The sequence below is a fragment of the Pseudomonas sp. BRM28 genome, from assembly GCF_002939405.1.
In the GTDB taxonomy this organism is placed as follows: domain Bacteria; phylum Pseudomonadota; class Gammaproteobacteria; order Pseudomonadales; family Pseudomonadaceae; genus Aquipseudomonas; species Aquipseudomonas palmensis.
Window position 1 is genome coordinate 5,196,901 of the sequence record NZ_PEFV01000001.1, and the last position, 23,653, is coordinate 5,220,553.

19 protein-coding genes and 2 pseudogenes are annotated in these 23,653 nt (G+C 57.1%); 11 read left to right on the forward strand and 10 right to left on the reverse strand.

Annotation, left to right across the window (positions count from 1 at the left end; genetic code table 11):
- Positions 1 to 187 precede the first annotated feature (187 nt).
- The 3 genes from CR917_RS23980 (at position 188) to CR917_RS23990 (ending at position 3,754) form a co-directional block, all read left to right on the forward strand.
- Complete coding sequence (locus CR917_RS23980; RefSeq protein ID WP_104573054.1) at positions 188 to 2,281, forward strand: PQQ-dependent dehydrogenase, methanol/ethanol family; 2,094 nt, start codon at positions 188 to 190, stop codon at positions 2,279 to 2,281.
- A gap of 88 nt (positions 2,282 to 2,369) precedes the next feature.
- Positions 2,370 to 3,236, forward strand: a complete 867-nt coding sequence (locus CR917_RS23985) for a transporter (protein WP_043862995.1) — start codon at positions 2,370 to 2,372, stop codon at positions 3,234 to 3,236.
- Positions 3,237 to 3,364: 128 nt separating this feature from the next.
- A complete protein-coding gene (locus tag CR917_RS23990) occupies positions 3,365 to 3,754 on the forward strand; it encodes a hypothetical protein (protein WP_146095038.1) in 390 nt (129 codons plus the stop codon).
- 94 nt (positions 3,755 to 3,848) lie between these two features.
- Here the strand turns inward: CR917_RS23990 and CR917_RS23995 are convergent, their stop codons facing one another.
- A complete protein-coding gene (locus tag CR917_RS23995; RefSeq protein WP_104573055.1) occupies positions 3,849 to 5,096 on the reverse strand; it encodes an MFS transporter in 1,248 nt (415 codons plus the stop codon).
- Positions 5,097 to 5,199: 103 nt separating this feature from the next.
- Here CR917_RS23995 and CR917_RS24000 point away from each other — a divergent pair, with 103 nt between their 5' ends.
- On the forward strand, positions 5,200 to 6,168 hold the full coding sequence (locus CR917_RS24000; RefSeq protein ID WP_104573056.1) for an AraC family transcriptional regulator: 969 nt from the start codon (positions 5,200 to 5,202) through the stop codon (positions 6,166 to 6,168).
- Between the two features lie 126 nt (positions 6,169 to 6,294).
- Here CR917_RS24000 and CR917_RS24005 read toward each other — a convergent pair whose 3' ends face one another.
- The gene (locus CR917_RS24005; protein ID WP_078480193.1) at positions 6,295 to 6,603 is read right to left on the reverse strand and encodes a DUF3077 domain-containing protein; all 309 of its coding nucleotides are present in this window, start codon (positions 6,601 to 6,603) and stop codon (positions 6,295 to 6,297) included.
- Between the two features lie 640 nt (positions 6,604 to 7,243).
- Between CR917_RS24005 and CR917_RS24010 the strand changes: the two genes are divergently transcribed.
- Both CR917_RS24010 and CR917_RS24015 read left to right on the forward strand, forming a co-directional pair.
- Positions 7,244 to 9,058, forward strand: a complete 1,815-nt coding sequence (locus CR917_RS24010; protein WP_256589752.1) for a hypothetical protein — start codon at positions 7,244 to 7,246, stop codon at positions 9,056 to 9,058.
- Positions 9,058 to 12,138: an AAA family ATPase gene (locus tag CR917_RS24015; RefSeq protein WP_104573057.1), complete on the forward strand. Its 3,081-nt coding sequence runs from the start codon at positions 9,058 to 9,060 to the stop codon at positions 12,136 to 12,138. Before CR917_RS24010 ends, CR917_RS24015 begins: the two co-directional genes overlap by 1 nt.
- Before the next feature lie 338 nt (positions 12,139 to 12,476).
- Here the strand turns inward: CR917_RS24015 and CR917_RS24020 are convergent.
- A pseudogene (locus tag CR917_RS24020) lies at positions 12,477 to 13,037 on the reverse strand (GNAT family N-acetyltransferase); the annotation flags it as partial.
- A gap of 558 nt (positions 13,038 to 13,595) precedes the next feature.
- Between CR917_RS24020 and CR917_RS24025 the strand changes: the two are divergent.
- From CR917_RS24025 to CR917_RS27835, 5 genes and pseudogenes are all read left to right on the forward strand, one after another.
- Positions 13,596 to 14,138: a redoxin domain-containing protein gene (locus CR917_RS24025; protein ID WP_043862990.1), complete on the forward strand. Its 543-nt coding sequence runs from the start codon at positions 13,596 to 13,598 to the stop codon at positions 14,136 to 14,138.
- An 11-nt stretch (positions 14,139 to 14,149) separates the two neighbouring features.
- Positions 14,150 to 14,689: a thioredoxin domain-containing protein gene (locus tag CR917_RS24030; RefSeq protein ID WP_012051936.1), complete on the forward strand. Its 540-nt coding sequence runs from the start codon at positions 14,150 to 14,152 to the stop codon at positions 14,687 to 14,689.
- Between the two features lie 98 nt (positions 14,690 to 14,787).
- On the forward strand, positions 14,788 to 15,888 hold the full coding sequence (locus CR917_RS24035) for a low temperature requirement protein A (RefSeq protein WP_104573058.1): 1,101 nt from the start codon (positions 14,788 to 14,790) through the stop codon (positions 15,886 to 15,888).
- A 228-nt stretch (positions 15,889 to 16,116) separates the two neighbouring features.
- A complete protein-coding gene (locus CR917_RS24040; protein WP_043862987.1) occupies positions 16,117 to 16,419 on the forward strand; it encodes a putative quinol monooxygenase in 303 nt (100 codons plus the stop codon).
- Positions 16,420 to 16,616: 197 nt separating this feature from the next.
- A pseudogene (locus CR917_RS27835) lies at positions 16,617 to 16,796 on the forward strand (potassium transporter); the annotation flags it as partial.
- 38 nt (positions 16,797 to 16,834) lie between these two features.
- On the opposite strand, the gene CR917_RS24050 reads toward CR917_RS27835, so the two are convergent.
- The 7 genes from CR917_RS24050 to CR917_RS24080 all read right to left on the reverse strand — a co-directional run bounded on the left by CR917_RS24050 (position 16,835) and on the right by CR917_RS24080 (position 23,645).
- On the reverse strand, positions 16,835 to 17,818 hold the full coding sequence (locus CR917_RS24050; RefSeq protein ID WP_043862986.1) for an LLM class oxidoreductase: 984 nt from the start codon (positions 17,816 to 17,818) through the stop codon (positions 16,835 to 16,837).
- A gap of 412 nt (positions 17,819 to 18,230) precedes the next feature.
- The gene (locus CR917_RS24055) at positions 18,231 to 18,797 is read right to left on the reverse strand and encodes a hypothetical protein (protein ID WP_104573059.1); all 567 of its coding nucleotides are present in this window, start codon (positions 18,795 to 18,797) and stop codon (positions 18,231 to 18,233) included.
- Positions 18,798 to 18,994: 197 nt separating this feature from the next.
- Positions 18,995 to 19,627, reverse strand: a complete 633-nt coding sequence (locus CR917_RS24060; protein WP_104573060.1) for a hypothetical protein — start codon at positions 19,625 to 19,627, stop codon at positions 18,995 to 18,997.
- A gap of 111 nt (positions 19,628 to 19,738) precedes the next feature.
- On the reverse strand, positions 19,739 to 20,965 hold the full coding sequence (locus tag CR917_RS24065) for an MFS transporter (protein WP_104573061.1): 1,227 nt from the start codon (positions 20,963 to 20,965) through the stop codon (positions 19,739 to 19,741).
- A gap of 48 nt (positions 20,966 to 21,013) precedes the next feature.
- Positions 21,014 to 21,400 carry an ectoine synthase gene (locus tag CR917_RS24070; RefSeq protein ID WP_043862984.1) on the reverse strand — a complete coding sequence of 129 codons (387 nt, stop codon included), beginning with the start codon at positions 21,398 to 21,400 and terminating at the stop codon, positions 21,014 to 21,016.
- A 36-nt stretch (positions 21,401 to 21,436) separates the two neighbouring features.
- Positions 21,437 to 22,519, reverse strand: a complete 1,083-nt coding sequence (locus CR917_RS24075; protein WP_256589753.1) for an acyl-CoA dehydrogenase family protein — start codon at positions 22,517 to 22,519, stop codon at positions 21,437 to 21,439.
- Between the two features lie 91 nt (positions 22,520 to 22,610).
- On the reverse strand, positions 22,611 to 23,645 hold the full coding sequence (locus CR917_RS24080; RefSeq protein WP_043862982.1) for a hypothetical protein: 1,035 nt from the start codon (positions 23,643 to 23,645) through the stop codon (positions 22,611 to 22,613).
- Positions 23,646 to 23,653: the final 8 nt, after the last annotated feature.

Below are 23,653 nucleotides of genomic sequence, written 5' to 3' on the forward strand. Positions count from 1 at the left end.
ATTATCGCCGTCCCTGTGGGAGCGGGCTTGACCCGCGATGGGCTACGCAGCAGCCTCCGCAATATGGCACGCACACAAAAATACCTGGCACACACGCAAGCGCTTTACCCCCTCCGACTTTGCTCTAATCCCGTCATGGCCTGCCACGCCACTCATTGATCCACCCAGAACGGGATAACAATAAAAAATGAAACGCTTGATGCCGCTTGCCGTGCTCTACGTGTCAACGCTCGCCCACGCCGGCACGCCCGGCAACATCGACGCCAACCGACTGCTCAACGCCAACCAGGACGCCGCCAACTGGCTCGCCCACGGGCGTACCTACGACGAACAACGCTTCAGCCCGCTGACCCGCATCAACGACCAGAACGTCGCCGGGCTTGGCCTGGCCTGGACGCAGAAGCTCGACATCGATCGCGGTACCGAAGCCACCCCCATCGTGGTCGACGGCGTGATGTACACCACCGGTGCCTTCAGCATCGTGTATGCCTTCGACGCCGCCAGCGGCAAGCCGCTGTGGAAGTACGACCCCAAGATCCCCATGGAGAAACTCAGCCAGGGCTGCTGCGACGTGGTCAACCGCGGTGTGGCCGTGTGGCAGGGCAAGGTCTACGTGGGCAGCTTCGATGGGCGCCTGATCGCCCTCGATGCGGCCACCGGCAAGGAGGTGTGGAGCGTCGACACCGTTCTGGACCCCAACAAGAGCTACACCATCACCGGCGCCCCGCGCATCGTCAAAGGCAAGGTGCTGATCGGCAACGGCGGCGCCGAGTTCGGCGTGCGCGGCTATATCACCGCCTACGATGCCGAGACCGGCAAGCAGGCCTGGCGCTTCTTCACCGTGCCCGGCGACCCGGCGCTGCCACCGGAAAACGAGGCCATGGCCAAGGCCATGAAAACCTGGAAGGGCAATGGCTGGGTCAAGTGGGGCGGTGGCGGCACCGTATGGGACTCGATGTCCTACGACCCCGAGCTGGACCTGCTGTACGTGGGCACCGGCAACGGCTCGCCGTGGAACTACCAGTTCCGCAGCCAGGGTGAGGGCGACAACCTGTACCTGTCGTCGATCGTCGCGCTGCGCCCGGAAACCGGCGAGTACGTGTGGCACTTCCAGGTGACGCCCGGCGATCGCTGGGACTTCACCGCCACCCAGCAGATCGTGCTGGCCGACATCCAGATCGACGGCAAGACCCGCAAGGTGCTGATGCAGGCACCCAAGAACGGTTTCTTCTACGTGATCGACCGCACCAACGGCGAGTTCATCTCGGGCAACAACTTCGTGCAGGTGAACTGGGCCAGCGGCCTGGACCCCAAGACCGGGCGCCCCATCCTCACCGACCAGGCCGACTACGCCAAGGCGCCGAAGGTGATACAGCCAAGCTTCCTCGGCGGCCACAGCTGGCACCCGATGTCGTACAACCCCAACACCGGCTATGTGTACATTCCGGCCCAGGACACCGTGGCCGAACTCAAGGCCGCCGACAAGCCACTGTTCCTGCCGACCAAGTCGGTGGTGAACTTCGGCCTGGACGTGCCCGACCTGCCGGAAGACCCGAAAGTGTTCAACCAGATCCGCAGCGCCTGGCGCGGCCACCTGATTGCCTGGGACCCGGTCAAACAGCAGGCCGCCTGGACCCACGACTATGTCGAGTCCGGCAACGGCGGCACCCTCAGCACCGCCGGCAACCTGGTGTTCCAGGGCACCTCGGACGGCCGCGTCATGGCCTTCAGCGCCGACAAGGGCAAGCAGCTGTGGGAGCACCGCGCCAACTCCGGCGTGCTCGGCGGGCCGGTCACCTATGAGGTCAAGGGCGAGCAGTACGTGGCGTTCATGGCCGGCTGGGGCGGCATCATGCCGCTGATCGCAGGCGGCCTGACCGACAAGGGCAAGGTCCAGCCAGAGTCCCGCGTGCTGGTGTTCAAGCTCGGCGCCAAGGGCGAACTGCCGCCGCCGCGCAAGGCGCCGGTGCGGCCACCGCAAGTGCCCGCGCTGACCGCCTCGGCGGATGAAATCGCCCAGGGCCGCACCCTGTTCAACGGCATGTGCGGTGCCTGCCACGGCCTCAACGCCGCCAGCGGCGGGGTGATCCCCGACCTGCGCTACCTGAGCCCGGACAAGCACCAGGCCTTCGTCGGCATCGTCAGCGGTGCGTTCATGAGCAAGGGCATGCCGAGCTTTGCCGGGGTGCTGGACATGCCGCAGATGCAACTGATCCAGCAATACATCATCAAGCGCAGCCTTGACCTGCGCGCCGCCGCCGACGCCACTGCGGCGCAGTAAGCCACCCCTCGACCCCGCTCGCCAGGCGTGCGAGCGGGGCAGCCTCAACCCGTTCCAATAACAATTAACCGGTAGACAGGTGACCCCCATGAAAGCGCTTTTGCACAAAGGCGGCGCATTGCCGTGCTCGCTGTTCCTTGCCCTGTGCGCCAGCCCCGCGCTGGCCGATGTACGCCCCGACTCCGGCGACTATGCCGCGCTGCCACCGGGCACCGACCTGGCCTTGCTGTACCAGCAGAACCCGCGTATCGACCGCTCGTACATGGGCGGCAAGCGCGCCGCCGACAACCTCGACCTGGACCTGACCGTGGGCGTGCTGCGTCTGGTGCACTTCACCGAGTTCTTCAACACCGGCCTGATCTGGGACCCGCAGATCATCATCCCCTACGGCCATCAGGAAATCGGCGCCACCGGCCAGAAGAACAGCGGCCTGGGCGACATCACCTTCGGCGCCACGGTGTGGAGCCTGGCCGACATGGAGCGCAACCGCCACCTGGGCTGGTCGCTGTTCGTCACCGCGCCCACCGGCGCCGACAAGAACCAGGGCTTTGCCCTGAGCGGCAACCGCTGGGCGGCGGACTTCCAGGTGGGCTATGTGCACGGCTTCAACGAACGCTGGACGTGGGACGTGATCGCCGAGACCGAGTTCTACCAGGAGCAGCGCGACACCGGTGCGCACCGTGACCCGCTGATCCAGCTGCACAACCACCTGCGCTACAACTTCACCCCGGCCACCTCGGTGGCGCTGTCGTACCGGCACAACTGGGGCTCGCGCGAGACGCTGGACGGGCAGACCCTGGAAACCAGCCACAACAACGGCACCGTCGGGCTGTCGGCGACCACCATGCTGGGCAAGCAGTGGCAGGTAATGGGGCAGTACTGGCGGGATGTGGACGTGCGCTCGGGGCCGATGACCGACCATTCGCTGCAGTTCAGGTTGGCGTATATCTACTGAGGCGAGCCTGACGCACACCGGGTGAGGGGCACCCGGTGTGGTCACACGCCATGGCCGGGCTTAGACTGCGTGGCTTGGGCCTGTCAGTCGCCACGCGCCGGGCCGGACACTTGAACTGTGACGTGAACATGAAGCTCAAACTGTGCCTGCTGCTGCTTGTCTGCCCACCGCTGTTGGCCCAGGAGTTTGCCTGCCAACTGGGTGGCAAGATCGTTCCCGTTGCCGAGTATCGGCAGCCGACCCCTGTCTTCACCCGGCTGAAAAATGACGGGCATCCGATGACGGCCTTCGGCTTTTCAATTGCGCACAGTCAGGTGCTGGGGGCCGACAAAGCCGCGCGTGACTATTGCCAGTCGCTGATCGCAACAACGCGCACCGTTCTGTTGTCAGGTCAGTACCCGGCTGATCACTTTCACCCGGGCCAGACCCTGTCGCTCAAGCATGTGCATCGCGACCGCCATGTCTGGCCTTACTGGCCAGACTATTACTGGCTCGCAGATAGCCCCCGGGGCCGCTGACCGATTCTTCGCTGCCGCGTCGCCTGGCGTGTATCGACCAAGGGGAGGGCGGCGCGCAAGGCGCTATCGCGGATCGCGCCGCAGAGCTGAATCATCAGTGGCGCGCCGACCGGTTCAGCACAGCGCCCTCTACCGAAGGTACTCGCACCCGCAGTGCAATCAGCACCGCGGCCAGCAGCATCAGCACGGCCGCCGCCACGAATACGCCTGCGCTGCCACCGAGGCTGAACATTGCCCCACCCGCGGCTGCGCCTGTGGCGATGGCCGACTGTACCGACGCTACCACCATGCCCCCGGCGCTTTCCGCCTGGTCAGGGACCGCGTTGGCGACCCAGTTCGACCACGCCACCGGCACACCGCCAAAGGCCAGGCCCCACACCGCCAGCAGTACGGCCTGCCCTGGCACCGACGCCGGCAACAGGACCAGCGCCAGTGCCGCAACGCCCACCAGCGCGGGCATCGACACCAGGGTGGCCAGCGGGTAACGAGCAAGCATCCACCCGGCCACCAGGGTGCCGACAAAGTTCGCCACACCAAAACCCAGCAACATCAGCGACAGCCCTTGCGGGCCAATGCCGGTCGTGCCTTCGAGGAATGGCCGAACATACGTGAACATCGCGAAGTGGCCGCTGTGCACCAGCACACAACCGAACATCCCCATGGCAATGCCTGGGCGCAGCAATACTTCAAGCACCGTGCGCAGGCGTGCCGGGCGGCGCGGCGCAAGGCTCGGCAGCGTGATTGACTGGAACGCCAGGGTCACCACCCCCACCGCCGCCGCTGCAAAGAACGCGCTGCGCCAGCCATATAGCCCACCCAGATAACTACCCAGCGGGACCGCAACCACCGTCCCGATGGCGATGCCACTGAAAATGATCGAGAGCGCTCGCGGCAACAAAGCCCCCGGCACCAGACGCATCGCCACCGCCGCCGCCATGCTCCAGAACCCGCCAAGCGCGATGCCCAGCAAGATACGCATCAACAACAGCACCACGAAACTGGAGGAAACGGCGACCAACAGATTGGACGCGATCATCAACGTGGAAAAACCCAGCAACACCCAGCGGCGATCGATACTGCGAGTCAGGCCTGGCACCAACAGGCCGGCGAACAGCGCCACCACGGCTGTCACCGTTACCGCCTGGCCAGCCAGCGCTTCGGATACCCCCAGCTCGGTCGCCATTGGCGTCAACAGGCTGGCCGGAAGGTACTCCGCGGTCAGCAAGCCGAACACGCCCATGGCCAGCGAGAACACGGCCATCCACGCGGGGGTTGCAGGTTCTGCATCCGGCCCGGCGCCGGGACGGCTGTCGGGTACGGCATTGCAAACAAGGTCAGTCATTGCACGGATCTCCCAATCTTCAATTGCGACCCGCAGTCTAGGCGCGAGAACCCGGATGATCTATGATCGAAAAACTCGATTTTTTGACCAGAACACCTGAATCATGCCGACGGACCCCTCTGCCTTCTCTTCCGATCTCATCAACGAGCTGTTGCGCGGCATGCGCCTGCGCGGTGTCGACTACCGGCGTATCCAGGCGGGCCCGGCCTTCGGCTTGGGCTTCGCTGCCAAACCCGGGCATGCCTGGTTCCACTTCCTGGCGGTCGGCAACGCGGTGCTGCGCATCGAAGACGGCACAACCTATGCGCTGTGCGCCGGTAACGCCGTCTTCATCTCCCATGGCGCGGCCCATCAATTGCTCTCGGATACACACGTGCCCGTGCAGCAAATCGACCTTCTGGACGGCGAGCCGCTGGGCGACGCCGTCAGCGCGGTGGACACCGGAACCGATGTCGGTGCCATGCCGACCACGCTTTTGTTCAGTGGCTGCATGGAGTTCGAATTGGGCAGCCTGCATGGCCTTGGCAAGCTGATGCCGGGCCTGATGCTGATTGATGCCGGCGGCCAGCGTTACCCCGGGCTGGTGCCGATTCTCACCACCATGGAGCGCGAGGTCAGCGCCGCACGCATCGGCTTCGCCGGCATCCTCGCGCGGTTGGCCGACGTGGTCGCCGCCATGGTCGTTCGAGGTTGGGTCGAGTGCGCCTGCGGTAACGCCTCTGGCCTGGTTGCCGCCCTGCGCGATCCGCGCCTGGCTGGTGCACTGCTGGCGCTGCATCAACAGCCGGGCCGCGACTGGACCGTCGAGCAGTTGGCGGAGCAATGCAATACGTCCCGCTCGGTCTTTGCGGAGCGTTTTCAATTGACGATTGGCATGACCCCGCTGCGCTACGTCACCGAAGTGCGAATGCGGCTTGCCAGCCAGTGGCTGACGCTGGAAAGGTTGCCTATTGAAGAGGTCGCGCAGCGTTTGGGCTATACGTCTCAGGCGGCGTTCAGTCGGGCGTTCAAGCGTGTTACGGGTAAGACGCCTGGGTTGAGTCGCAGGTTGAGGCAGTCGGCTGCCGTCTGAAGCTGAGTGGGATGGGCGAGTGGGCCATCTTGGGCGGCCTTGGCACTATTTGAGACAAGGCCGAACGCGGTCGCTCGCACCTCTTTGCTTTCGATAGGCCGCGTGTGCGGCCCGTGTGTTGCGTCATCAGTTACTGACCGCTTTCGCCTCCATGCCATCAAGCACCGACTCGATCAATGCGTTGCTCAATTCCAGCGAATGTTGCGAGGCCATCAGCAGGCTTTTGAACTGCTCATCGGCGCGTTCGCAGGCTTGTGCGGTGGTGTCCCTTGCACACTGGATCATGATCGACAGGTAGACCAGCGCATCTTCGAGCTTGATGTCTTCGCGCACGGAAAACAGGGGAGGGTGATCGCCGTGGCAACAGCCGAAGGAGGTGTAGGCGGGTTTGCGCGGGGTGTTGGGGAGTGGGGGATCAGGGACGATTTTTGTCATTGTGCAGCTCCTTGATTGGTGGAGCCGACCAGCATCGTGACCAAACGATGGGTGGCGGCTGTACGCAGGTTGGTCAACCGGGAATCAAGGAACCCGGCGCGCACGAATGCGCCCCACGCACAGCCGCCATAACACGAAACAGCAGACACAAAAAAGCGCCACTGATTCGGATGCGGCGCTTTGTGCGCCTTGATTTATCTCAGGTGACCAAACCTGGACGCTGGATTTACAGCGACTGAGCAAGGTTAACGGGGTTGGGGTGGGGATTCAAGTTTCTGGCAGAGGGAAGGAGGAGGCGTTACCGTCTGAGTGCTGATGCATTCATTTTGACGATCTGGCTTGCTTTTGAATTCAAAGGTTTAAGGCGCGCAGAGCGGCCTGCGCTTGAGGCTGACCAATACGTTGCAGTCTGTTGCGGCAGCTAGAGATTCTGGCCGTATGCGGTCTTGGGTGAAAGACCGCTTACGACCCTAAGCTGCCCTTCGCCAAGGGCAGCAGTCGGCCAAAAGCGATCACTCCACGATTCGGCGAAACCCCTTTGCTCTTTGTTACACTCGACTGACAGAAGGATGCTGAGTCACCTGAGCACTTCGCGTGTACCGAAAGTTATTCGTCGGCATCTGGTCCGGGAGATTGGTTGGTGATAAGGATCGTAGAAGTAGAACAAGTGCTGCGGGAGCAAGCGATTCCCCTTTGGCTGATGAGCTTGCAGGCGCTAAACCCAGCCCGCGAACCCTATAGGGCTATCCTTCTCCAACCTACCGGCGTGATTGAAGCCAACGAACAGCGTATTGGCCATGCGGACAGGGAGATTGGGCATGCCCTTTGTAGCGGCTTTCTCGAGTCCGCCGTTCAACAGCATGCGGATTTGGTGGTCGCCCCCGAATACTGTGTTCCTTGGACTGTCGTAGAGGAAATAGTTGCCGGACGCTATCGACCGCCACAAGGCTCTATATGGGTGCTTGGATGCGAGAGTATTTCCCCGAATGCTTTGCAGGACTTGGGAAATCGTTTTCAGGCTGCAGACCATTGCGTATTTCTTCATGAGCCGCTCGATCCAAGACAGGCGGCGCAACGACGCTATGTCGATCCACTGCTCTACGTCTTCTGGGCTCATGACCAAAATGGTCAATCCGTGCTAGTGCTTTTAGTACAACTAAAGACTGTCGCGTGTCGAGACTCTCTGGATGTAGAGCAATCCTCGTTGTGTTTAGGGCAAGCGGTGTATGTCTTCAATCGTGCAGTCGGAAACATGTGCCTTGCCTCCATCATATGTTCCGACGCCTTCGATTTCACGGAGCACGTAGATCACCTCCATACTAACTGTCTTCTGATCCATATCCAGCTCAATCCCAAGCCAGCACATGCTGATTATGCAAGCTATCGCACCAGGCTTTGTTCTGTTGGATCGAACAGTCACGTAGAGCTTCTGTGCTTGAACTGGGCTCAGAACGTCAAGGAAGCCAAAGGTGCAGGTAGGTTTTCTGAATGGAACAACGTTGCAGGATCAGCTTGGTATGCTCCTCCGGCAAAGTTCAGCGCTGATGATGGTCTGATTGATGAGCTTCATCGTGGTGGTTTGTACTACTGCCTGCTTGATCAACGGTGGCATGCCTTCTTCCTGAACTACGAAGGACAGGTCATTCTTCTGCAAAAGCAGAAGCTCCTGTTTCCGGGTGAGCAAGCACTGGTTACAAAAAACTTCATCAGGGTTGAAGAGCGCTGGGCCTGGAACGCGGACACCAGCAGTTGGCTACCCGGCTCCGTCGCAAATGACGGTTTTGCCGAAGCGCTGGTGGGGTATCGGTCGATCAGTGCAGATTTACTTCTAGCATCTACGGCTAGCCCACTTGCAGTGGAGCGTGCAATTGAGATTCTCATGGGGCCTCGAGGCAAACCATCCACGTGGTACACCACTAAGGAATTGGATGCTCTGCGCCTCGATAGGGATGAAGAATCCATTCGCCGCGTGACAGTCCATCAGGATAAGGACGTGAACCGGCCTGGAGTGTCGTATCGCACTCAAAGATTGCAGCGCGCACACGATGCAATTGGGCTTGCCCAGTCTGCCGTTCCCTGGCCGGCGGCGGTTCGTGACTTGGCCCAAGGTTTCAAATTCTCGTGGCGCCGACAAGCTCCGCATCACAACATTGAACCCACGTCCGGTGGCCTCGGTTCTGCGGCACTTGTCTACCTCTCTGACCAAGCGAACGATGCTGCCATCGAAAGTGCACACCGTATGCTTCGCTTAGCGCTCGTTGAACAAGCGTCCATTGATGCTGCACGCGCAGGCCTGGACTCCGAAGCCATGAACGATGCCATCGTACGCGCTCCTGACAGACTTTGTGTCGTGTTCCGCAGGGACAATCAATACGGCGCTAGAGGCCCTGAGGGAATGAATCTCATCGACACACCCGCCAGCGCGTCTCCGGTGGATTTTTCAGAGGATAGATAATGATCAATGCGCAACGTGTCGAGGCGATGCTCAAGAACCGATACCCTGATCTTGAGCATGTTGGAAATGGCATATTTCGAGGCGTTGACCGTTTCGGTGAGCGTGACTATGCCGTGCGCTACTTTGATCTGAATGATCAGCTTGCGCAAGCTGCGGCCTCTCTCAAGAGTTACCAGGAAGACGTTCTCTCCGGGATGTACTTCTCGAGTGATGTCTCGACGGATCTGCGCTGGAGCCATTATCTGTACTTCGTCACCAGTGATGAAGAGGCTCAAGGTGGTGAGTTCGGTCGGCTGAAAGCAACGATCGAAGCAGATCGGGAATATGCTAGAAAGCGAGTCATTCAAGAAGATGAGATCGCTCCACTGCTTGCAGATGCCGCTACACCGCAGGCTGTAAGAACCATGCCCGTCGACCTCGCGACAATATGGTCGGAGGCGCTATCCCAGCATAAGCTGAACTTCATCCTTGACAGTGACATCACGGTTCCCGAGGCGGTACGCAGAATTGTCGCTGGTGCAACCGACACGGTGGGGAAGGCCGTTTCTCCGGTTTCCTTGCTTTCCGGCGAAGAGGCCGCAGTCGATAATTTTATCCAGAGCCTGGCCATCACAGGTTTTCGCTCTCACCCTGAGCAAAAGGTTCATGAGCTTGGCCGGGTCAACCTGATAGTCGGCAGTAACGGAGTTGGAAAAACTTCACTGCTCGAGGCAATTGAGTTCGCTTATTGCGGAACGAATCGTCGGGAATCTCCCGTTCTCCCGAAAACATCTGTGGTTCTGGATTTTGGGGATACGGGAGAAAAGTTAAATTCGACCACGAATACGACGCGCCTGCGTGCGCGACACTCAAACTGGTACGCCAAAACCGACCTAAAGAACGCCACTATTCAGCACAGCTTTGCGAAGTTTAACTTTCTCGACACCGACGCAGCCGTCGAGCTCAGCGTTACTTCGAGTTCGGATCAAATCGGTGAAGATGTAACTCGGTTGGTGCTCGGCGCCGCGTCAGAACAGCTTGGGGATCGGTTGCGCCGCGTCCTTACGCAGTTGCAGGACGAGCTGAAGGGTTCTCGCCGAGAAAATTCTACAAATCAGCGGTTAAAAGAGTCATCTCAAAAGCGCCTGGACTATCTCAAAACAATCCCCAAGCTGTCTGACAGTTTGTTCTTGGAGTTACTGACGGCAACCCGAGCGTCGGGCTGGATTCAGCCACCGGCAGAAAAGGGGCACCTCGAGGCGTTCAGGGATGAACTTCAAAAGGCCACATCCGCAGTCGCGCTTATCCGGCGATCATCGATCGATGCACTTCACAGTAATTTCAGTGACGCTCAAATGATCCTTGCAAGCCTGGAGGACGAGGCCAGAAAAGCAGATGCGCTAGATCAGCGCGCCCAGGCCGCTCGGCTGGCGCAATCCAATGCGAACAGGGAAGCGCAGGCCACCTTGGAGTCGATCGCCGTAACAGAGTCACTACTGGCGTATGCTCGCACCGACTTTTCACGTTTGATTCAAGATACACAGGATCTTCAAGGGCGTGTGCGTGCTTCGAGCGCGAGATTAGCCACCACTCCCAGCCTCATCGATATGCAGCCGATCCAGACGTATCTGAACCAGCCACTGGCAGCTGTGATTGCTTCGATAACCGGTCAAGTAGAGGAGTCTGGGCGCCGACTTGAATCAGCGCGGTTGTCTCTTCAGGCTTTTGAAAAGACCCAAAGCGCCATGACCGTTTTGAAGCAGCGACTTCTGGTAGCTGCCCAGGAATTACTGCAAGTTCAGGTTGATCCTAATCATTGCCCGCTGTGCAAAACAGAGTTTGAGGAAGGTCAGTTACTTGCCCGCATGATGTCAGATATTGAAGGCAGCACATCGGAGCACGCAGCGATGTTGCAAGCGACGATCACGTTCGAAAGCGACGAGCTGGCTAAAGCCAAAGTGACTATGGCGACTCTGACTTCAGTGAAATCGTTTTTCGGCAATTCTGATCTGCTCATCACCGTCGAAGAGGCGCTCCGGTTGATTGATGAGGAAAAAAGGAAGTTGGAGCAAGACCGATACGAGCTTGATGCCAGCCTATCGAAAATCAATCTGCTCTCGGCAGAAGGTCTTTCTAGTGAAGACCTTTCCCGAAAATTACTGATCGCAGGACTGTCTGAATTAACGTCTCTAGATGCGCTGCTCCAAGTTCAGGCTGATAAAAAAGAATTGCTAAATGCCACTCAGGCTGCCTCAGCTTCCGCAATTGAGGAGTTGAATGAGGTAAGGCAAGAAAGTGAAGCCTTGGCTGCTCGCTTATCGATTGAAGTGCTAGACGATCCCGAGCAGTTCGCTCAGGCCGTCAAAAAGCAGTTTCAGGATTTGGATGCTGCTTTGGGTGCTCGACAGACCTTAACTTCGATCCTAACAATCGATACTGAATCGACCGCCGAACAGATTGGTATCAACCTTGCCACAATGCGGCAAATGCTTATCAACGTCGCCACAGCGGAAGCTGTTGAGACCTCAAACGATACGGAGCTCAATCAAGAGGCATCGACCATCGCTGAGCTCGATACCAAGATTGGCGAATTGGACACGCAAATAAGGCGTGCAGTTGAAGCCGAAGCAGTGCTGGGGGAGCTTGCTCAACAGCGTTCGGGAGGGGAGTTGACCAACCAGATTTTGACTGAAAACGCTGCGGAGATCGCCCGCACATTTGCAAGCATCCACATGCCCAACGAGTTTGAGTTAAAGACTGATCAAGGCAAGCTTGTAATTATTCGCAGGAGCAACGGTGCAGAGGTTCAGCTTCATCAAATGAGTACCGGCCAGCGGGCTGCCTTCGCCTTGTCGCTGTTCTTGGCAATGAATGGCCGCCTGCAGTCAGGGCCACCTATTTTGCTCTTCGATGACCCGGTGGCACACATCGACGATATCAACATGTTGTCATTCCTTGATCACCTGCGAGATCTGGCAATCAGCGGTTCGCGTCAAATCTTCTTTGCAACAGCGGACAACAAGCTTGCAGGGCTGTTTCGTCACAAGTTCCGATTCCTGCAGGATGACTTTAAGGAACTGCGACTGTCGCGAGCTTCGTGACAAAGAGCAAGCGAGGGTCGCTCTAGTGCCGTCCTGCTAAGCCGTGATGAGCATTGGAACCGGGCGACGCTGCCAGCCACGTAGTCGGAATCGCTGGCCGCGTTTACAGGGTAGATTCGGCATGAAGCTAAGGCAAAGAATTTTTTCCTTAGCTTCCTTTTGTACGCTTAACACAAAAAATTGCTTGCTGGCTCAGACGGCTTCTTTTGGCCGATTGCCGACCTCGGCGAAGGGCCGCTTTGGGTCGAAAGCCGCCGCTCCGGACTGACCGCTCCCGACCCATTGCAGCCGTTCAGCACTGGCAGATTTCGATCCCTCGCGGCCAGTGCTCCCGACACTTACAGTTCCCGAGCCCAAGTCTGGCTGACGAGGTCTTTTCCGAAGCTGTGTACCTGTTCTTCTTCGACCAAATGGAAACCTGCTTTCTGATAGAGCTTTCGGGCATCGACAAGCACACTGGTTGTCCAGAGGATCATGTGCTTGTAGCCCGCGAGCCGCGCAAACCGAATACTCTCTTCCAGCAACCGATTGCCGATTCCCATGCCCCTGGCGCTCGCGTCAACGTAGAGCATCCGCAGCTTGGCGGTCGTCTGGTCATGTTTGACGACAAAGACCGAACCGATAACTGTGCCCTCTTTTTCCGCGATCCAGCATCGCTCGCAGGACGGGTCGAACTCACGAAGGTAGTTGGCGACGATTTCCGCCACCAGCGCTTCGAACTCCATATTCCAACCGTATTCGCGGGCATAGAGTTGCGCTTGTTGCTGAACAACGATACCCATATCGCCCGCTTGTGAATCGCGCAGGATGTAGGAATGATCACCGTCGCCCAATTGAGTCTGGATCTGTCTCATGGCTTGGATCAATTGTTCTTGCTGGCGCTCAGGCAAGCCTTGCAACATCAACACACTAATGACAACGACTCGTTTGTCCAGAGCATTTCCCATAGCAACCTTCATTCTGTAGACCTGAAGGCGGTTTCAGTGTCTGCCTCTGGTCGATTTCTGCTTGTCGTAAGGGGCAGCAGTTGTCGTCCAGAAAGCAGATGTAAATTTGTCTGAAGTGGCGAAATAGCTGCCAAAATCATCGTGTTAAAACGCCGCCTGAAATGGCAGCAAGATAAGCGCGTGAGTGTTGTTGGCACTGGAGGGTAGCGAAAAATCGTTCAGCTACTACGGTAAGCGTCATCAACGACTATAGTCATTGGTGAGCCAGAGCGAATCTGACCATTCCCCTGCCAACCTGGCCTAATCCAATTCCGCGATTACACGGCGGATCTTCTTGTGTTCCTTGATGCGGAACGTGAACGTTTCGCTGCCGAAATCACTCAGGCTCAGGCTGAGATCGAGGTAGCGTTGTCTTTTTTTGAACCCCTTGATGGTGGATGGAGTTATCCCGCCGGGCACGTCGCATCCCACTGAGCACGTCCCAACCACCCATCTATCAAGGTTCAAGCTATGAATACTTTAGAGTTCGATGATGCACAAAAAACCAATGGCGACCGGGTTCAGGGGCCGCTGCCGGCCGGCACTGTCGCGCCCGACTTCACTCTTCAAGCAACCCCTGATCAACAGTTGTCGCTGCGTGAGCTAAAGGGAAATACCGTGATATTGGCGTTTTATCCCGCTGACTGGACTTCGGTGTGTGGTGACCAACTGACTTTGTACAACCAGTTGCTACCCACATTCAGAGAATACGGTGCGGCGCTACTGGGTATCTCGGTTGACAGCGCCTGGTGTCATCAGGCCTTTGCCAAAGATCGGAATTTTCACTTCAGCCTGCTGGCCGATTTCGAGCCCAAAGGGGCTGTGGCACGACAGTATGGAGCGTACGAGTCCCAGCTCGGGGTTTGTAAGCGTGCGCTGTTCGTGATTGACAAGGACGGGATGGTTGCCTGGAGCTACGTCTCCCCGATGGCAATCAACCCTGGTGCGGACGGTATTCTGGATGCGCTGGATGCTTTGGCGAATTCGCCACAAAGCACGCCAACCAAAAATTAACAGGTGATTAGATGGCCACTCTCAAAGTCCCGGTAAGTGCCGACGACCATCGCCAGGGAAGTGCGCATGCCAAGGTCACCTTGGTCGAATTTGGCGACTATGAATGTCCCTATTGCGGTGAAGCTTATTGGATGGTCAAGAATCTGCAACAGCATTTTCGCGATGACTTGCTGTTTGTGTTCCGTAACTTCCCTCTGACCACCGCTCACCCCCATGCATTGGGTGCAGCGGTCACCGCTGAGTATGCCGGGAGTCGAGGATTCTTCTGGGAGGCCCACGACGGATTGTACGAAAATCAGGATCGATTGGGCCTGCCGCTGTATCGCGCCATCGTTCTCAAACACGGCCTTTCCAGGGAGGAATTCGATCTTGCAATGCAAGAGGATACTTACATTCCCAAAATACAAGCCGATTTCAATGGCGGTGTACGCAGCGGCGTGAATGGCACCCCAGCGTTTTACATTGACGGGCTTCGGTATGACGGAGTTCCAGAGTTCATCGGGATGAGTCAGATGATTGAGCTTTTGTTAGTGCGTGGACGAAATCGCTAGAGAGCCAAATCGGCTTGGCATCACCCACATCGGAGCCGGGGAAAAACCAACGTTAGCTTCCTTTTACATTAAAGAGGTGGGCACGGAGCCGGCAACTAATGAAATCTTTGAAGTATTATGAAGAAAATCGACACGCCACATGGTTGGAGTTGTTTTTTGACCTGACTTTCGTTGTTACGATAGGTCAAGTTACGCACACTCTCGGACATGTTCATGATGGGCACTTTGAACATAAGCAATTATGGACATTCTTACTGCTTTTTGTGCCGTTGTGGTGGATCTGGTCCAGTCACACGATTTATTCCAACAGGTTCGATACAGACAGCAATCTTCACCGTTTGGCAACATTATTCATAATGCTCCTGCTCATTGTGCTATCGGCACGGATCGGGGAAGACTTGGAAGTGAACTACCCGCTCATTATTGTCTGCTATTCTGGTATACGTGCAATCATCAGTGTTATGTATATTTCATCCATTAGTAAACTCGGTTCTCGCGGCGAACTTTCCTCAAGGCTTGGCTTCGCCCTATTAGTTAGCGCAGTTATTAGCCTTTCATCCGTTATTTTTGACCCGCCCTTGCGTTACCTTGTTGCTTATATTGGGATTGTTCTTGATATTCTGTTTCCTGTATTTTTCTGGACTAAACTAAAACCGTTGCCAGCACACACAGAGCACTTGGTTGAGCGCATAGGCCTACTCACCCTAATCTTATTGGGGGAGTCAATTATTAGCCTTTCCGGAGGCTTATCTAACATTCAATGGGGTTATTATAATGTGATGGCGGCCATCACCGGATTTATCATGATTTGCAGTATCTGGTGGATCTATTTTGATAGTTTTTACTTGCTGAACAAACATCAAAGCAGGATGAGTGGGCACGCCTTAATCTACTCGCACCTTTTTCTTTTTATGGGGCTGGCACTTCTGGCAAATTTGATTAGGCATGCGATCCTGAACGACATTGCGATACGCGATTTCCAGATTATGTCGATCACCGGCATGGCCTTGTTTTTCCTAGGTAAGCAATATGGCTATTTCATAGCCGTGAGTAGAATAAGGGAATACATCCTACAAAACACGTTGATAGTGTTTTCTTTGGGCGGGTTAGTCGTGTTTTTACCCCGCGTCGAGTACATATTGGTCGGCCTGACAGCAACCATGATCTCTTATGTTTTTCTAAATTTCAGATATCGTTGAATCATCATTATCAGACCAGAGGGTGGGACCAAGTGAGCAAGTGGCTGACTTGCGGTTACATGCTGCCCACTACGTCGTTCTCACTGCTCGTGCGCTACTCGCCGCTACCCTTGGTCTATTTGGGTTTGTAATCCTGGTATCGTCGACCATAGTTAAGAGTCTCGGATGCCCCTCTTAGCTATCGCGATCTGATAGCGCCAGCCGCATCGTAACAACAGGAGCCACATCATGGTCAAAGTAGCGTTGTTCGTTCGCCTAAAAGCAAAACCCGGGAAAGAAAAGGATGTAGAGAGCTTTCTTTTGGGTGGCCTTCGGTTAGTGGAGGAGGAGCCAGCCACTACAGCCTGGTTTGGAATCCGCTTGGGGCCGTCCACCTTTGGCATCTTTGACGCATTCCCGGATGAAGCGGGCCGGCAGGCTCATCTTTCGGGCAAGGTCGCGGCGGCGCTCATGGCAAACGCTGCCGAGCTATTTGCCGAACCGCCATCAATCGAGAAGGTTGACGTCCTTGCGGCCAAGCTACCCAGCTAAGCAAACCCAATAGGAAGCTCCAGTCAGTACTGGGAGGCCCACGATGTATTTTGTGAAAATCAGGATAGCCTGGGCCTGCTGCTGTTCCGGGCGGTGATCAATCAAAACACTTGTATTGAAGATAAATGTCATGGCTAAAGTGCCGTGTCCAGGATTCATGCCATGCTTGCGCGCTCGGTATAAGTGAAAGGATATGCGCGCAAATCGTGTCCAGGGACGGCGTGGAAGCCGCACAGAATATGCAAGGCAACGTGCTCATCACGGGTTTAGGCTGGGTAGGGTAGATTGTTTGCCGGGCACCGGTCGCTCATGGCGCGAAGATCTCCATCATTGATATAGAACCGGAGGTCATCCGCGCCGTGACACCTTATGGTTTCGTCAAGTGAGCATTCGTCGGCGTAGCAGTGACCGATGTTCAATGAGCTGCCTGACGCGGCTGCACTCCGAACTGCGCAACGATGTGCGTACCCAATTCCTCAATAACTTCCACCGCAGGGCGCTTGCCGTATTTGAGATTGAGAATGACGTGGTCCACGCCGATTTCCTCAAGCGACTCCAGCAAAAAACGTAGATGGTAACGTCCAAGTCTGAACCCCAAATGGATACGTGTGGGTGGCGTTGACGGATTCTCATCGAGATCGATGTACAGCGACTGAGTAAAGGGCTTATACACAGAACCACATTGTTTCGTGACCTCCAGTCGCCAATCTTCCACGACCAGCCGCTGCATGTTCGGAATGCGTGGATAGTTGATCCATCCGTTGCTCTCACGCGCGATCCAATCCAGTGACTGGCGACTGTTGCCGGTCACGAGCATTGGAATGAATTGGGTGGTCGGTTTCGGAATCAGGTCTGCGCCTTGCATTTCACCAGTGCTCCAGTGGATGGGCTCAAAACTGGTGCTGTGGGCGCGGCGAATCACTTCGTAGTGTTCTCGAAAGATCTCTCCGCGCCTTTCGGGATCGACGCCAAATGCCGAAAACTCCACTGGCCGATCTCCCGAAGCAACCCCCAGAATCAAGCGACCAGTGCTCAACTGATCTACGCTGGCAGACGCCTTGGCCGTGTGCAGGGGATGGTGCAGCGGGATGGCGATGGAGGCGGTGCCAAGTGCAATCTCCGAGGTATGGGCGGCCATATAACCCAGGTAAACCCAGGGGTCGAAGACTTGGCCGACATCGCCGAAGCCAGGGTCGCGAAGCGGCACGTCGCGAAACCAGAGCGCGCAGAAGCCCAGCGCCTCGGCTTGTTTAGCCAGTGTGACCTGGTTGAGCATGCTCGGAGTGTCCCCGTCGAACGCCTCCATGGGAAAGAATAATCCAAGGCTCAAATGCCCCTGAGTGAAGGTTCGGCTGAACCCTCGATGCTGCTGGTAAGGAATCGTGCTCGGCCGATACATACGGATTGACCTCATGGCAGAACGTGAACAGCGCCCCCGTTTCCAGAGGTGCTGCGGCATCGGTCGCTTTTGAACAGCAGGTGGGGGGACTGGGTCTGGCTTTTACCCGTTGCGCCGTACTGCTGGTCGTGTGGACCGGACTCAGGGGGCAGTTGCTGGCGATAGGCGCGGGTTGGTCCGGGTGGGTGTTAAGCGGACGGTCAAAGGAAGTCAGATCTCTCGGCTCTATACCACCAGATGGGCAAGGCGTTCGAGGAATCATTCTATAAGCGTAGGCGGTTTTGCAGCTCTCCGCCATATTCTTACAATCGAGCCGCTGGTGGGCGAAAGTCGCGTATCGAAGGCAGTTATCGGTCGTTTCCTGCCATTCCAGAACGACCGCTATTGGCCGATAGCGGTCAGCCAACGTGTCTCAAAAGGGATCGAGCCGTGCGTCGATGCCAGCCTGCTTAGCCAGCGAGATCAGGTTTTCGACGCAATCTTGCTCAATGATGCAACCCACATAATCGGCGCCGCCTGTATCCACATGCAGAAAGCGCTTCCCGAACCCGGTCAGCCATTGATCGAAATCGATCAGCACTTGCATCAGTGATGGCGTCTCTTCCAGCTTGTAGGCATAAATCTGGTCAATGCCGCTGGCTTCAATCAGTTTCGGTGCCAGGTACTTGAAATCATCGAAGCCGTGCACGTCCACGGCCATTAGAACCAGATTATTGAGTAACTGGCCTTTATCAGCGTCCAAAAGACCACTGACCAACGCGGTGGCCGGGTCTTCACCTAGGTTGTAATAGCGCGACACCCTTCTCAAGAGACGCGCACGTTCCTTTTCAGGCAGCCGCGCCAACAGGGCCTGGGTGAACGTTTTCAGTTGCGCACCGAATGGATAAAGCTCACGCATAATCGCGGCATCGCTCAACCTTGGTTCATCGGGTGGGGGTTGTGTGAAGCGATCGCCGAACAATCGACTGAACAAGCCCATCGCCGTTTATTCTCCTTGGTGGGTAAAGCCTCTGGCGCGAAGCTTACCCCAGCGGTTCGATGACGGCGAATAGGGTCAGGGTTGACATCTATTCAGTCTACGTGTGGCAGCAATCGACCCATAGCAGCCATTCACGAAGGGCCGCATTCGGCCAGTGCCGCAGCAGTGGGCCGCAGCATGAGTGCGAAGTCCTTTAATTACTCGACCTTTTTACCTGGCAATGGGGCCGTATGAATTTCGTCAAACATAGCGGTTGCCACTGAAGCAGCATAAACAATGTATTTCACATCACTTTCTTTGCTCTTGACTTCATAGATTTCACAAAGAAGACTTTTGTTGTTCTTGGGCAACGCTGCAGGCGACCAGGATGAAGGGCTCTTGAAGTTATACTCAGGGCCTTTGTACATTAAGGATTTTATGCCAACAACGGTACGCTTGTATTTTTGTCTGTCAGGTCTTTTGGAATTTTCATAGTCCCCTATAAATGATCCTAAAGAACCGGAGACAACATCTATGCACTCCTTGTCTAGCGCGGTCTCATAATCAGCAGCCGCGTAGGTTCCAACGCTGCCATGGTTGGAATAGAATTTTTGACGGGGCGTCAATTTCTCTTCTGGCTGCTTGGGTTTATATTCATCACCCTCGAAATGGTATTCGATGTACCCTCGCGAAATATCCACCCTGTTGTATATTTTTCTCTTTTCTATCACGTCTTCAAAAGTGTACCAGCGATGCTCAATTAGTGTGTGCTCGACGTCTAGCCCGCTCGCCATCACTTTTAAAGAAAGCACGGAGCCGAACAGGATATATGCAATGTTGATACTTTTCATGAGCTCGCCCAGGGCATGGTTTTTTAAAGTTTACTTGATTCTAGCCAGTGCACGATAGAGTTGTAAATTTAACTAATAGCAAAATCAACCTCAGTCAATGCGCCCCCTCACTCACTTGCCGGGATCTTGGCCTGCCTCCAGTGCCGATGCGTCGAGCTGGCCCGGTGCCTTTCCAAACCACCACAGCGCCCCCGCACCCAGCAACGTAGCCGACACAGCCAGCATCAGAATCACCCCTTGCGTGCCCAAAGGGGCAGCCAACAATGCCACCAGCAAGCCGGCCAGGGGCTGCGACAGATTGTTGAGCAAGGTGATCACCCCCACCGTCTTGCCAAAGTCCTGAGGCGCGATGACCCGCTGACGGATACTGCGCATGTAGACGTTGAACATCTTGTCGAAGCCGACGATCAGCAGAAACCCCACCACGTAACCGATCAGATCTGGGCTCCAGGCGCTGATGAACGCGCCTGCGACGATCATCGAATAGGCCACGCCCCCCATTACACCTAAAGACAACACCACCCGGGCGAGAAAAAACAGAATCACGATGGTGGTCACTGCGCCAACTGTCTGCAGCCCTGCGTAGTCATCCTTGCCGGCGCTGTACTCGCCGAGCACCATGGCCGCCGAGGTGGCCAAGGTGACCCCGACGATCAGGTTGACCCCAACCGCTAGCACGATGATCTTTTTCAGCTCCGCCAATGCGCGGATATGCCCGAAGGCGATGCGCAGTGGCTGCAGCCAGATATCCTGATGCTGCTCGAACACTCCCAGCGTGATGCGGCTTAGACGTTGCCACACCAGCATGCCGATGTCGGCCAGCAAGAACAGCACGGCCACCCCAAGCACCACCCAATGCCAGGCCCAGACTTCCAGTAACAGCGCTGCCACCAGCGGCCCGAGCACCAGCCCGGTCTGGTCGGCTATCTGCGAGTAGGCCAGGGTCTTGGCGTAGCTGTAGTGCTGGAAGATATGCGGCATCAGCACCTCTCTGGCCATGATGCCCTGCGTGGTCAGTACCCCACACAGCGCCGACAGCACCACCAGCCAGGCAATGCCGCCGAAAAGGGCGTAGAACACCACCGCCAGCACGCACAGAAGCGCTCGGTAGATCTGGCTGATGTGCAGGATCCTGATGGGGCAGAACTTGTCGCACAGGGCCCCGCACACAGGAAACGCCAGAAAGCGTGGCAGTGATTCAACGAAAAAAGCGAGCCCGGCCCAGGACGCACTGTCGGTGACCTGAAACACCACCAGCGGCACGATGAACAGAAGTATCTGGTCTGCCAGTCGAGAGAAGAACAGTGAGGTGAAAAAAGCCAGGTAGTCCTTACGCACAACAACCTCCTGCCGCTTGGCGGCGTGGCGTGACGGCATGCCGCTACATCAATAGGCAGAGCCCGAGTTGTCGTTGAGGTTATGTCGCTCGTCACCGCGCAAGGGCGGGTTGAAAACGCTCACCAGAATCAGATCCTGTTGCTTGCCCCCGCGCAGGTAATGGCGATCATGCTGGTCGAGCACATACACGTCACCGGGTCGAATCGGATAGACATTACCCTGCATGTCTTCGACTTCGCCTTCCCCTGCGATGCAGTAACACGCCTCCAGGTGATTGCGATACTGCAGCAGTGATTCAGTGCCAGCACGGACCAAGGTGTGGCACAGGGTAAAACCCATGGCGTCCCGCTCGGTGAGCAGGCGATGGCTTGTGCCGGCGCCCCATTCGACAAAGTACGGGGTTTTCTCGACGTCGGATTTGTTGCGAACGAACATATAGGCCTCTCTGGCAATGCAGGGATTAAGAAGGAGTCAGGCCGGTTCTGTATTTGTACTGACGGGAAGCAGGATGTTTTTGCCGCAGGCCAGCATCGCGTCGCTCCAGACCAGGTCGCGGTGCGCGGCCATGGCCTGAATATCGCGCCAGTGACGCTGAAGCGGATTGCCAGTCACCAGCGACGAGGCGCCCAGCCGCTCGACCAGGCGCTGCACCACCTGCACGCATTGTCGTGCCAGATAGGCGCGGTCGCGTTTGAGCAGCAACAGTTGCGCTGCGTCCAGAGCGTGGCTACGAATACCGGCGTCATGCAACCGGGAAATCAGCGAGTCATACAGCAGCCTGGCGCTGTAGAGCTGCGCCGAGGAGTGGGACACCTTTTCGGCGTAGCGTGGATCGCTGGACAGAGGCGATCCGGCCAGGGTCGCCACATATTCGGCATGCGCGCCCTCGGCACAACCCAGTAGCGGGCCGATGATGGAGGTAGTGAGGTAGGGTGCTAGCGGAAGCCCGTCGATATAGTCGGCGCCGGGTGCGAGCGGGCGCTGGCCAAATATTTCGTTCAAGGGGAAGGCCTGTTCGTGGGGCACCAGCAACTGGTGGGCCAGCACATCGTGCGAACCGGTTGCCGCCATGCCGTAGCTATCCCAGCTGTCCAGCTTCTGGACCTTGTGCGCAGCGACCAGCAGTAGGAAACGCGGGGTCCGCTCGGCATCCGGGTGGTTCGGGCAGGGGGCATTGAGTATCAACCACGTGGCGTTCTCGATGCCCGAGCTGAAGCGCCAGCGCCCGCTAACCCGAACGCCCTCGGCCTCGAATGACAACTGGCTGTCTGCGCTGTTGGAAGCTGAGGCGAACAGCTGTCGAGGGCCTTCGGCGTATAGCCGGGCTTGGCAGGATGGAGGCAGGCGCCGAGCGATGCAGCTGTGGCCGCCCACCAGGGCCAGCATCCAGCCCGTGGAGGCACAGCCCATGGCTGCGATGCGCGCGCTCTCCACCAGTGTTGGCCAGTGCCCGCTGCTGGTGGCCGGGGCGCGGGGTGACAGCAGGTCCAGCCAACCGCCAGCAAACAGCTCGGTGAACGTAGCGCTGTTCAAGCGGCGGTTTTTTTCTGCCACGCTCGCTCGTTCCCGCCAGCCTGGCAGGTGTTGTCGGGCTCGTTGACAGAGTGCGGGCAGGGCCGCCTGGTGAGGCATCTGTTCAGCGAAATCAAACATTACCCGAGCCCCCATCATCGCTCGGCGAGGACGAAATGGCGCCCAGGCGCGTGCTTTCAAAGCTGAAGTCTGCGGGTTGCACCACCGGGCCCAGCAGACTGAGGAAGTGTTCGATTTTCTCCGGGTCGTCAGAGGCGACGAATTCGCAGAAGTTACTGCTGCTCCAGAGGAGGTGAACGTGATTGAAATGGGTCGAGAGGGTGCTGACTAACTCTTCCAAGGTGACCTGGCCGTTTTGCATCTGTTGGAGCATCTGTTGGCGTTTCCAGCGAATTTCTTCTTCGCTGAAGTAGCGAGCTTTGAACACCTCGTCCTTGATGCGCTCCCGACGCAGGTATTCCATAGGGTCGGGGTGGTTAAGCTTCTCAAGAAAAAATGCCAACCCCCCAGGTTTGAGAAATTGCTTGATATGGCTGATTTGCCGATTGCGGTCACGGCTATAGAACTGGAACGCGGCCATTTCATAAATGAACTCAAAACCCAGGTTGAAGCTCTCGTATTCGGGGCTTTGCAAGAGGGGCGGGCACACCTTGAAGAAAGACTGCGGATAGAACCGCGACAATGCCGGGTCTGCGTGCCTGTCGAAGGTGATCTGGTTCGCCCGATTGGGAGATGAGGTGAAGCTGCGGATCAGGCCTTGCGAATGGCCGGCCAGAGCACGGCCGTTACTGCCATCAAAGGCATCTACTTCGAACAGGCTGAAGGTCTGGCCGGCTTCTGTGGTGCGGGCCTGGGCCAGGCGGGTCAGGGCTACGCCAACCCTGGACAGCTCTTCGAGAATGTATGGAACACTGGCGAGGAAATGAGAAAAGAGTGGCCCCGCACCCTCTATCAAGCGGTCATGGTAGTCAAGGACTCGTGGGTCTTCGATCTTCGACTTCAGATGGCTGTGCAGGGATTGCAAGGGCACTTGGCTGGCGCCTGTTGCCAGGCTATGGAAGTGGCCGGCCAATTTGAGCATGGCGCTTTGTTGCAGGTCCTGGTCCAGAATGGCGTCGTCCAGTAGAGGCTGGGTACAAGTGGTCATTTTGTCAT

Excerpts from the sequence above, each read along its gene's own strand:
- CR917_RS23980 (WP_104573054.1), top strand. The coding sequence starts at position 188 with ATGAAACGCTTGATGCCGCTTGCCGTGCTCTACGTGTCAACGCTCGCC.
- CR917_RS23985 (WP_043862995.1), top strand. The coding sequence starts at position 2,370 with ATGAAAGCGCTTTTGCACAAAGGCGGCGCATTGCCGTGCTCGCTGTTC.
- CR917_RS23990 (WP_146095038.1), top strand. The coding sequence starts at position 3,365 with ATGAAGCTCAAACTGTGCCTGCTGCTGCTTGTCTGCCCACCGCTGTTG.
- CR917_RS23995 (WP_104573055.1), bottom strand. The coding sequence starts at position 5,096 with ATGACTGACCTTGTTTGCAATGCCGTACCCGACAGCCGTCCCGGCGCC.
- CR917_RS24000 (WP_104573056.1), top strand. The coding sequence starts at position 5,200 with ATGCCGACGGACCCCTCTGCCTTCTCTTCCGATCTCATCAACGAGCTG.
- CR917_RS24005 (WP_078480193.1), bottom strand. The coding sequence starts at position 6,603 with ATGACAAAAATCGTCCCTGATCCCCCACTCCCCAACACCCCGCGCAAA.
- CR917_RS24015 (WP_104573057.1), top strand. The coding sequence starts at position 9,058 with ATGATCAATGCGCAACGTGTCGAGGCGATGCTCAAGAACCGATACCCT.
- CR917_RS24025 (WP_043862990.1), top strand. The coding sequence starts at position 13,596 with ATGAATACTTTAGAGTTCGATGATGCACAAAAAACCAATGGCGACCGG.
- CR917_RS24030 (WP_012051936.1), top strand. The coding sequence starts at position 14,150 with ATGGCCACTCTCAAAGTCCCGGTAAGTGCCGACGACCATCGCCAGGGA.
- CR917_RS24035 (WP_104573058.1), top strand. The coding sequence starts at position 14,788 with ATGAAATCTTTGAAGTATTATGAAGAAAATCGACACGCCACATGGTTG.
- CR917_RS24040 (WP_043862987.1), top strand. The coding sequence starts at position 16,117 with ATGGTCAAAGTAGCGTTGTTCGTTCGCCTAAAAGCAAAACCCGGGAAA.
- CR917_RS24050 (WP_043862986.1), bottom strand. The coding sequence starts at position 17,818 with ATGTATCGGCCGAGCACGATTCCTTACCAGCAGCATCGAGGGTTCAGC.
- CR917_RS24055 (WP_104573059.1), bottom strand. The coding sequence starts at position 18,797 with ATGGGCTTGTTCAGTCGATTGTTCGGCGATCGCTTCACACAACCCCCA.
- CR917_RS24060 (WP_104573060.1), bottom strand. The coding sequence starts at position 19,627 with ATGAAAAGTATCAACATTGCATATATCCTGTTCGGCTCCGTGCTTTCT.
- CR917_RS24070 (WP_043862984.1), bottom strand. The coding sequence starts at position 21,400 with ATGTTCGTTCGCAACAAATCCGACGTCGAGAAAACCCCGTACTTTGTC.
- CR917_RS24080 (WP_043862982.1), bottom strand. The coding sequence starts at position 23,645 with ATGACCACTTGTACCCAGCCTCTACTGGACGACGCCATTCTGGACCAG.